The organism is Trabulsiella odontotermitis (assembly GCF_001188485.1).
GTDB classification, from domain to species: Bacteria; Pseudomonadota; Gammaproteobacteria; order Enterobacterales; family Enterobacteriaceae; genus Trabulsiella; species Trabulsiella odontotermitis_A.
Map to the genome: position 1 here is coordinate 1 of NZ_JNGH01000016.1, position 329 is coordinate 329.

Annotated in this window: 1 pseudogene; it reads right to left on the reverse strand. The window is 52.6% G+C overall.

Annotated elements, in window-relative coordinates:
- Positions 1-329: pseudogene (gene cadB, locus GM30_RS01025) on the reverse strand (cadaverine/lysine antiporter); the annotation flags it as partial.

Sequence of the window (329 nt, forward strand, 5' to 3'; positions counted from 1 at the left end):
GTCTGTGTTTCGGTAACGACTTTGTTTTGCTGACGTTGGGACATTTTGCGGCCGTAGAACATCAGGATAATCAGGCTGATGATAAAGGTGCCGGCGAGTTCGAAGGAGCCTGCGCCCATCAGTGCGATGAAGCAGAAGCCACAACCGAGGATGGAGCACACCAGGCTTGCGAGGTTACGGAGGTTAATCCCTTCGAAGCGAATCAGGTCAACGCAAGAATAGAAGTAAGGCAGCATGGTCAGCAGAACCGCAATACCGGTCAGCTCACCGAACAGGTCAGACGCTTTACCCCCACTGGAGTTCATAACAGTGATGAGGATCATCAGCGC